Source organism: Nitrospira sp. (assembly GCA_016873435.1).
In the GTDB taxonomy this organism is placed as follows: domain Bacteria; phylum Nitrospirota; class Nitrospiria; order Nitrospirales; family Nitrospiraceae; genus VGXF01.
Genome location: VGXF01000021.1, coordinates 1 through 9032 on the forward strand (window position 1 = coordinate 1; position 9032 = coordinate 9032).

The 9032-nt window shown below is 58.9% G+C and carries 11 protein-coding genes; 4 read left to right on the forward strand and 7 right to left on the reverse strand.

What is annotated here, in order from left to right; translation table 11 throughout:
• Positions 1-167: 167 nt before the first annotated feature.
• Complete coding sequence (locus FJ248_08405) at positions 168-377, reverse strand: hypothetical protein (protein MBM4120900.1); 210 nt, start codon at positions 375-377, stop codon at positions 168-170.
• Positions 378-843: 466 nt separating this feature from the next.
• Between FJ248_08405 and FJ248_08410 the strand changes: the two genes are divergently transcribed.
• Positions 844-1095, forward strand: a complete 252-nt coding sequence (locus FJ248_08410; protein ID MBM4120901.1) for a hypothetical protein — start codon at positions 844-846, stop codon at positions 1093-1095.
• On the opposite strand, the gene bamE is transcribed toward FJ248_08410, so the two are convergent.
• On the reverse strand, positions 1092-1400 hold the full coding sequence (gene bamE, locus FJ248_08415; GenBank protein MBM4120902.1) for an outer membrane protein assembly factor BamE: 309 nt from the start codon (positions 1398-1400) through the stop codon (positions 1092-1094). The genes FJ248_08410 and bamE overlap by 4 nt on opposite strands.
• A gap of 164 nt (positions 1401-1564) precedes the next feature.
• Here bamE and fsa point away from each other — a divergent pair, with 164 nt between their 5' ends.
• Positions 1565-2212, forward strand: coding sequence for a fructose-6-phosphate aldolase (gene fsa, locus FJ248_08420; GenBank protein MBM4120903.1), 648 nt, complete (start codon positions 1565-1567; stop codon positions 2210-2212).
• A 198-nt stretch (positions 2213-2410) separates the two neighbouring features.
• Here the strand turns inward: fsa and FJ248_08425 are convergent, their stop codons facing one another.
• Positions 2411-3097: a uracil-DNA glycosylase gene (locus tag FJ248_08425; protein MBM4120904.1), complete on the reverse strand. Its 687-nt coding sequence runs from the start codon at positions 3095-3097 to the stop codon at positions 2411-2413.
• A gap of 161 nt (positions 3098-3258) precedes the next feature.
• Here FJ248_08425 and FJ248_08430 point away from each other — a divergent pair, with 161 nt between their 5' ends.
• Positions 3259-4326 carry a lytic transglycosylase domain-containing protein gene (locus tag FJ248_08430; protein MBM4120905.1) on the forward strand — a complete coding sequence of 356 codons (1068 nt, stop codon included), beginning with the start codon at positions 3259-3261 and terminating at the stop codon, positions 4324-4326.
• 278 nt (positions 4327-4604) lie between these two features.
• On the opposite strand, the gene FJ248_08435 is transcribed toward FJ248_08430, so the two are convergent.
• On the reverse strand, positions 4605-5768 hold the full coding sequence (locus FJ248_08435; GenBank protein MBM4120906.1) for a DNA recombination protein RmuC: 1164 nt from the start codon (positions 5766-5768) through the stop codon (positions 4605-4607).
• Positions 5769-5894: 126 nt separating this feature from the next.
• Between FJ248_08435 and FJ248_08440 the strand changes: the two genes are divergently transcribed.
• Positions 5895-6290 (forward strand): hypothetical protein, encoded by a 396-nt coding sequence (locus tag FJ248_08440; GenBank protein MBM4120907.1) that lies wholly within the window; start codon positions 5895-5897, stop codon positions 6288-6290.
• Positions 6291-6473: 183 nt separating this feature from the next.
• Here FJ248_08440 and FJ248_08445 read toward each other — a convergent pair whose 3' ends face one another.
• The 3 genes from FJ248_08445 to FJ248_08455 form a co-directional block, all read right to left on the reverse strand.
• Positions 6474-7319, reverse strand: a complete 846-nt coding sequence (locus tag FJ248_08445) for a pantoate--beta-alanine ligase (protein MBM4120908.1) — start codon at positions 7317-7319, stop codon at positions 6474-6476.
• Between the two features lie 166 nt (positions 7320-7485).
• A complete protein-coding gene (gene folK, locus FJ248_08450) occupies positions 7486-8043 on the reverse strand; it encodes a 2-amino-4-hydroxy-6-hydroxymethyldihydropteridine diphosphokinase (GenBank protein ID MBM4120909.1) in 558 nt (185 codons plus the stop codon).
• 747 nt (positions 8044-8790) lie between these two features.
• A partial coding sequence (locus tag FJ248_08455; GenBank protein ID MBM4120910.1) for an aminotransferase class I/II-fold pyridoxal phosphate-dependent enzyme occupies positions 8791-9032 on the reverse strand: 242 nt, incomplete at its 5' end.

A 9032-nucleotide genomic window follows, 5' to 3' on the forward strand; every position in this document is an offset into this window, starting at 1 on the left:
CGCAGCGTGCGCGCCGGGAGCGTGGCACCGCAGGCGCGGCAGACGATGCGGTCTTGGCCCCGTTCGTAACTGATCAGATGGGTGCACTGAGGGCAGCAGAGCAGGGCCGTCTGCGGGATGCTAGAAATTTTGGTAACCGTCGGTTTCATAGTTCGTTCTGTTGTGCGCTACCCAGCGACTAGATCGAGCGCGCGCTGGACAAAAACCGCGTTGTGCTCTGAGATGACCCGATGCGTCTCGCGTTTGAGTTTCGCCAGTGCCATGCCAGCATAGACAGCCCGCGCGGGCGCGGACCAGATAAGATCGAGTGGCCGCCCGTACCACGCAGCTTCCGCCGCGAGCCGCTCGTCGGCGGTCAGCGCATGCGGACGTCGCACGGGCGTCGCGTCAGCGGATCGCGTAGGCGCGGGCTGTGAGCGGCCGGGGTTCCGGCTCGGCCGGCTTCCGCCGTCCGCAGTTGAGGCACGCGTAGACGGTGATCGCCAGGCCGGCGTCTAAATCCACTGCGCGCTCCAGCATCAGGGTCCCCTTGCATTTGTCGCAGGTCTTCATGGATGGAAACCTACCACGCGCCCTGCGGTTTCACTATCGGGCAGAAGCCCCTTTTTGAAAGGGCAAATGGCCTCTTAAGCAGGAAGGCCTATGGGCCATTTGGACCCGCTCTGACTGCCAGAAGAACCTAGACATTTCAATCTCTTGGCGCAGGAGGCCGTCCTTGACACGTCGATATGGTTCAGGGTGAATCCTGAGCGGCCCCGCTGGGAAGGCAGGGCAGTCAAAGGATTGACAGCATCTGGAGTCGCCCGTAGGATGGCGGGCAGCGCGCATGGTGGGGAGTAGACGATGATTCGCTTATTGCTCGTTGGCGGCCTGTTGGTGCTGAGCTATTTCCTGCTGCGGAGTGCTATCAAGGAGTTCCGGGGGCTTAAAACGCGGGGGGGCGCGCTGGCCGGCAAGGATGACATGGTGCTGTGTCCGATGTGCAAAACCTATGTCCCGCGGGGATCGGCCGTGCCCCCCATTGTCGGGGGACAGCCCTACCTCTTTTGCAGCAGCACTTGCGCGGAGGCCTTTCAGAAACAGTCGGGCGGCTAACAGCCTGATGAGTTGGTCGAAGAGACTTTCCCGTCGCGATCAAATTTTATCGTAATCTGGCACTGGATTGGCGTGTGATTGCCTAGGACCGGCCCGGTCTTACCGCCAGACACCCGGAAATAGGTCCAGGTTTCGCCCCCAAAAAACCGTGCCGACTTGCCGGACGGCGCGCCGTAGTTCTTCTCCACCCAGGCCTTGTCCTTGCCTTCCATCTCGTTCAACGACATGTTCAGATAGGGACTGCCCCCTCCGCAGCCAGCCAGCAAGGCGCTCGCCATAAGGATTGATCCGAGCTTTCGTATCATGGTGGCTCTCCTTTGCGGCCATTCTAACAACCAACCCCCAGACCGTCAAACGGGTCAGCGCACCGGTTGTGCGTCGATATTGCGTTCGCCCCACGATGCCCCTACAATACTACTACCGATTAGCCGATACAAAGATTGGTCCCGCGCGCGAAAGGAGCCCGGCCATGAAGTTCTTTCTCGACACCGCTAATGTGAAGGAAATCCACGAAGCCGCCAGCATGGGTATCCTCGACGGTGTGACCACTAACCCCTCGCTCGTCGTCAAAGAAGGCCGCAGCTTCAAGGAAATGCTTCAGGAAATCGTCAAGATCGTGGACGGCCCCATCAGCGCCGAGGTCGTGAGTCTTGAGGCTGACGCGATGGTGAGAGAGGGCAAGGAGTTGGCCAACATTCACAAGAACATCGTAGTCAAGGTGCCGCTGATCCCGGAAGGTATCAAGGCCACTAAAAAGCTCTCCGGGGAAGGCATCAAGGTCAATGTCACCCTCTGCTTCTCGCCCTCGCAGGCGATCCTGGCCGCCAAGGCGGGAGCGTGGTGCGTGTCGCCGTTCATCGGGCGGCTGGACGATATCAGTTCGAGCGGCATGGACCTGATCCGCCAGATCGTCACCATCTATAAGAATTATGACTACAAGACCCTCGTGCTGGTGGCGAGCGTACGGCACCCGCAGCACGTGGTGGAGGCAGCGCTCGTGGGCGGGCACATTTGCACCATGCCGTTCACGATCTTCCAGCAGCTCTTCAAGCACCCGCTGACAGACCTCGGCCTAAAGAAGTTTCTCGACGACTGGAAGGCAAAAGGCCAGCAGTAAGGGCCACGGGACTGGCTGTTTTTCGACGCGTCTCCGAAAAAAGCTGCCTGTCCCGATTCCTCAATCGGGAGGAGCGCGTGGCTACGGCCAAAAACAGCTGCTCACGATTCTTCGAAGTCAGCCTGACGACGATTCCGTTGACGAACTGCTCCAAGAGCTCGTAGGGATCGGGTAAACTGCACTGATTCCCGTTTGGTTTTAGCCCGCGTCTACTAGCTTTCGTGCTTTACGGAAGACGGAATGGAACATCCCGCGGGTGAGGAAACCTGTTTGCGTATTGCGCTGGCTCGGATGGTAGCAGCCGAGGAGCGTCACGCCCCAGGGCAGGCGATAGACTTCCGCGTGGCCGAACTTTGGGACGGGCTTGGGGATTTCATGACCGAGGTCGCGACAGGTTTTCAGATAGTGATCGAAGGCGATCTTGCCGAGCGCAATTATCACTTTGAGATTCTTCAGCAGGCGAAACTCTTCCACTAAATAAGGCCGGCACGCGTCAAATTCCATAGGCAGCGGCTTGTTGTGCGGTGGAGCACAGCGCACGGCGGGCGCAATATAGCAATCGATTGCGCGCAGGCCGTCGTTCTTGTTCACTGATGTCGGCTGGTTGGCAAAACCAAACGTGTGGAGCGCTTCGTAGAGCCAGTCCCCGCTGCGGTCGCCGGTAAAGACACGACCGGTGCGATTGCCACCGTGGGCAGCCGGCGCTAACCCAACGACGAACAGGCGAGCCTTGGGGTCACCGAAGCCCGGCACCGGACGGCCCCAGTAGATCCACTCACGAAATTGCCGCCGCTTCTCTTTCGCGATACGCTCGCGATAGGCGACTAGGCGCGGACAGAGCCGGCACTGCGACACCTGCCGCTGAACGACTGTGAGGTTGCGCATGAGGCGGGATTCTATCATAGCGAAAGACGAGAGCACCGGCCGGCCTTGCCGATCTGACTGGTTCCTGTTAGCATGGGCCGTCTGTTTGAACGGTCATTCCAGGCCATCATCGCAATCATTTCAAAGCCTCGATGCCACATCACATAATCCGTTCAATAGGAATGCCCGGCCTGTTGCTGGTCGTGTTCGCCGCGGCGCCGCTGCTCGCGCAGCCGCTGGCCGCACCGCTTGCTCCATCGTCGGCACCGGCAGCCCCGATTGCACCCGCTCCAGCCGCGGCGCCGAACGACACCGGGCATGCCGATGAGCTGGGTCCAAAAGATGCGGAACTGATCGTTCCAGAGCAGGACCCGGAGTCGCGCATCATCGTCCTGCCGGAAATCAAGCGGGAGGGCGAACGGCACTTTCTCAGCTCCTTTAAGCTGCCCGAAAAATTGACGTTCGGCGGGCAATCCATTCCCTTGGATTCATGGCAGGTGCGTGAGCGGATTGAATACGAGTTCTATCAATTTCTCGAGGATGAGGGGGAGAGCATCGTTCTCGCCAAGCGCACGGGCCGATGTTTTCCACCCGCGGAAAAACAACTGGCGGACGCGGGCCTCCCGGACGACCTCAAGTTCATGTTGCTCGTGGAGAGCAAATGCATCTCCGCGGCCCAGTCGTCGAAGAAGGCCTCAGGCCCCTGGCAGTTTATCGGCTCCACCGGCAAACGCTACAAGCTCAAGAGCGATCAGTGGAAGGATGATCGGCGCAGTCTCGAAATGTCCACCGAGGCCGCCGTGAAATATCTTCGCTATTTAAAAGAGTTCTTCAACGGCGACTGGTTTCTCGCCATGGCCGCCTACAACGGGGGCGAGGAGCGCATCCGCAGGCAGCTCAAGGACCAGATGGTGGACGATTACTGGCGGCTGCACCTCGTGCGAGAAACAATGCGCTATGTGCCCCGCATCATTGCCGCGAAGGAAATTTACTCCCAGCCGGAAAAATATCTAGGCCTGAAAAAGCAGGACATCTACACCCCGCTGGAGACTGAAACCGTCACCGTGACGATCAAGGAGCCGCAGAAGCACCTCGCCTCGCTCGCCAAGGAATTTGGCTCGTACTTTTTGGAGTTGAAGCTTCTCAACCCTGAAATCAAAAAGGAATACCTCCCGAAGGGGACGCATCAGATCAAGGTCCCCAAGCAAGATTGCCCCAATAAATGCTTTAAACAAGATGCGGCCCCCTAGGACGATAGCCCACACCGTCCTGTGCCGTCTGTCTACGATATCGTTTCTCTAAGAGATTACTCGGCCCCTGTCCTTGTCGGCGGGAAGGCGGCCGTGCCTGGCAACCTCCTACGCACCTGACGAGATTCGGGTCACTAGCATCCGGCCAGCGCAACGAGGACCGTACCCCTGGCGCACGCGAGCAGCAACCGCGAATACCCTGTCCGGAGCGATCGTTTCGGAGAGGCTTCTGACTTAAGAATACATAAACAGTCTGTATAAATGAGGGTGCGGCCGTGTCATTCCTCCCCCTTGTCGGGCCCTGTCGCAGTATAATCCCCGGTCGGGGGCAAGTTTCTTTGCATTCTCATGTCATCAAGTTTATGTAAGGGCTTTTCCAGCTGCCGGCGCCGCGTGGTGGTTAGCGCCTCGTATTCCTTCTGCGCGTCGCCGATGCGCTTGCCGACCAGTTCGAGCTTGCCGAGAAACTCCCCCCACTGTTTTTTGAAGTCGCCCAGCAGTGCGAGAATCTCGTTCGACGTCTGCTCCAGCGAAAAGCTTTCCACGGCCTTGCGAATGACCGCAAGGATGGCAAAGAGCGTCAGCGGCGAACAGAAGACCACGCCCTGCCGAATGCCATCGTCAAGGATCGCGCTGTCCTGCTCGTAGATGAAGGCATAGACCTGCTCGTTGGGAATGAACAGCAGCACGGAGTCTACGGTATTCTCCTCAGGATTAATGTAGTCCCTCGTGGCGACTTCCTTGATCCGCGCCTTGACGTCCCGCAAAAAATCTGTCCGGTGCCGCAGCCGGTCGGTGTCGGATGCCGCATCCAGATACTTGAGGTAGTTATCGAGAGGAAATTTCACGTCCATGTTCAGCGTGAGCTTGCGTGGGAGGAGGAAGGTGAAATCCGGACGGGACCCGGCGGCCAGCGTCTTCTGCTTGACGTAGTTCACGTTCTCGACGAAGCCGGCCAACTGCAGCACGTCCTCGGCCATCCGTTCGCCCCACTGGCCGCGCGTTTTGGTGCTGGCCAGCGCCTCCCGCAGCGTCTGCGTGGTCTGGACGAGCGCTGCTGTCTGTTCGGTCGTCACACGAAGTTGCGAGGTCAACTGTCCGAATTTTTCGACCCGGTCCTTCTCGAGCTCTTTCACCAGCACCGAGACCTTTTCCAGTTCAGCCGTCATCTGACGCAATTGCTGGTCAATGAGGCCCTTTTTGGCGTCCAGGTCCTGCACGTGCGTGGCCCGTTCGGCATCCAACCTGGACTTGGCGAGATCGAAGAATTTCGAGAGGGCTTCGAGCGACAGGTTGCCAAAGCTGGCCTTCATCTCGTCGGTCAGATCACGGGCTGCCCGGGCTTGCATCCGACGCAGGCCGGCCACCACGAGGGCGCCGCCCACCGCCACCCCGACGGCCACGGCGCTGAGGAGTTCGATCCATGTCATGCTTGGCAGCATGAATCCGCGCAACCTAAAAATCAACTGCTTGCTCGTCCATAATACACGGCGCGTTCATTTCTTGACGTCACGGCATTCTTGCCGTACCCTGATCGCCTGATCGTTCGAGTCCCGTCTCAAAAACCCATGACCGACGAACAACAGATGGTGGCCGAGTTTCACCGGACCTTCGGCATCGCCGAGGCGCAGGCGCCTACCGTCCCGGGAGACGCCACGCGTGCGCTGCGGGTCCGGCTGATTCAAGAGGAATTCGACGAATTGCGGGAGGCGCTGGCCCAGGCCGATCCCGCGGCCGTGGCCAAGGAACTGGCCGATCTACTCTACGTCGTTTACGGCACCGCTGTCTCGTGCGGCATCGACATGCAACCCGTCTTCCGCGAAGTTCACCGGTCTAACATGAGCAAGGTCGGCGGGCACAAGCGGGCAGACGGGAAGTGGGTCAAGCCACCAACCTATTCGCCGGCGTGTGTGGAGCCGATTCTGGCCGAGCAGACGGCCAAATTCGACAAGAGCCGGAGCTGATGGCGCTGCCCTGGCAGCCCTCCGCCCACCGGTTTCTCGCTCTGCAATTCAACAAGCGGTACAACGAGTCGATGGATGTCGCGCCGCGGCACGAGCGTAGGCCCACGTAAATTTCCTGCCCCCGGCGTGGGGGAGAAAAAACACGGCGCCGGTACGATCACGCGATCATGACCGAGTAACCCCTCAGCAGGTCACCAGCAAATTATCAATGAGGCGGACGTTCCCGATGCGAATCGCGCCCAGCAGCACCGCGCGATCGCGGATGCGCGAGAGCGGCTGCAGCGTGTCGGGATCACAGACGGCTAGATAGTCGACCGTTGCCATTTTCTCCCGTTTCACCACCGCGTGCATCGTCTTCTGAATGGCAGCTCCAGAGCGGACACCAGTGCGGATGGCCGCACGCCCGGCTTGCAACGCCTGAAAGAGCGCCGGAGCTGCCGTGCGCTGCTTTTTTGAGAGATAGACATTCCGCGAACTCATTGCCAGGCCGTCGGCTTCCCGCACCGTCGGATAGACGATCACCTTCGCGCCTAGATTCAACTCTTCAGCCAACCGCTTCACCAGAGCTGACTGCTGAAAATCTTTCTGACCAAAGAACGCGGCGGTAGGACGGACCATCGCGAATAGTTTGGTCACCACGGTCGCCACGCCGGCAAAGTGGCCGGGGCGCCGGGCACCTTCCCAGCGACGTGCGATACCCGGCACAATTACCATCGTCTGAAATCCGCCCGGATAGATTTGGCTTGCGGACGGCACAAAGAGTACATCCACACCTTCCTTCTTGCAGAGCGCCACATCGGCCTTTAGCTGTCGCGGATAGCGAGACAAATCTTCCGTTGGCCCAAACTGTATCGGATTGACGAAGAGGCTAACGACGACGGCGTCGCAGGAGAGTCGCGCGGCGCGGATCAGCGCGCGGTGGCCCGCATGGAGCGCACCCATCGTCGGCACGAGTCCGATCGTGACCCCCTCGCGCTGGTGTGCGGCAGACCAAGCGGCCATTGCCTTGACGGTACAGATAGTTTTCATGAGCCCTGCTTATTCATACCGGTTCGTCGCGATATCGCACGGACGCGTCTCAAGACAGGCGGGGGGAGGCCGCTCGGGGGGAAAGCGTCTTCCCAGCAAGACGTTACCGGACTAAGCAGCGCACCCACCTGTCGCAGCAGCGTATCCGCGATTGCAGCGCCCGTGTTCATGAATGGTCTGAGCTTGATGCTAGAGGCAGTACGCGCTCCGTGGTGCGGATAGGTTGCGGCGTCATCTTGCGAACACGGTGCGAGTCCTCAAGTTTCTCCAGCAGCGCGGCGACCGTCTGCTTTAGGACCGGATGGAAAAAGCTCGGCGCCAATTCCACCAGCGGCTCCAGCACGAACCGCCGCAAATGCAGGCGCGGGTGAGGAATGGTCAGCCCGGCATCCTGAACTGTCCAGTCCCGATAAAACAGAACGTCCAAATCCATTGTGCGTGGGCCCGAGCGATGCTCCGGGTCGCGGCCAAGGGCCTTTTCGATCTCACAGCAGACCGCGTGCAGGCTCTGCGGTGTGATATTCGTCTTGAGCTGCACGACCCCGTTCAAAAACCAGCCGTCCCCTGGCGCACCGGCATCATCCACCGGCTCTGTTTCATAGATCGACGAGATCCCAAGCAACTGCGAATTCGGTAGCAGGCTTATCAGCGTCACCGCCCGGTCGCACAAATCCGCCCGATCGCCTCGGTTGGATCCGAACCCGATGAAGATGCTGGCGCTCACTCAGTTGGCCTCACTTGTGGGCAAGCCTAGACTACTTCCGCGGAAGCTGTCCATCTCAACTTAATGAGAAGAGTAACCATGCGGGGGTCGCGAAGCATGACGGGCTAGGGAATTTGGCGACCCAAGTCTGTCTGTTGAGAATAAGCCTACAAAAGGAACCAGGCCGCTGCAAGCAAGAGGTTTGCGCGATGATCACGAAGTCTCTAGGTCGATTTTCACGTCTGTTAACGGGCTGTCAGGCAATGCCTTACGGAACAGCTGCTGATATTGCGAAGATACCGCTTGGAATCACAAAAGCGGAGGTGGTTCAAATTCTGGGCGCCCCGGTTTCTGTGGGCGCTGCTGGAGATAAGGAAAAGACTGCTTAATCTATACACGAATGCACCATACCATTTCAGAGTGACCGCGTACCTATTCTGTCACGCTAAGAAACAGGCTGCGGTGAAATTCGGTGACCAGTACGAAGAACAAAACATCGATAACAAAAATTCTTCGAGATTGATCGAACATCAATAAAGAAACGATCTTGGGACTATCTTTTTTCGAGATAAAGGAGGGCTTGGCGCGATTCCAAGCGGGGACAGGCCTATTATCGGCTTATCCCCACCCACTCTCTCAAAATTGGGGAGGCGACTTGGCTGCCTCGCAATTGCGCACAGGCGCCGAGCACCACCGGAAATCTAATAATTCGGTTCTTGCATGCGCGGGGCGCGAGCACGCGAGACAGGCAAAGAGCCTAACTCTTTCCTACCATCCTACTTTCTTGATCCGCTCGACGGCCTCTGCCAACCTCTCCTTCGTCGTGCACACCGTCATTCGGATATACCCCTCCCCCGGGGCCCCGAACCCGTTCCCTGGCGTCGTTACAATCCCGGCCTTGTCCAATAGATGCGCCGTGAACGTAGCCGACTTGTAGCCCTTGGGCACCTTCACCCACACATAAAATGCGGCAGGCGGGGCATCCACCTCCAGCCCGATTTGTTTGAGCC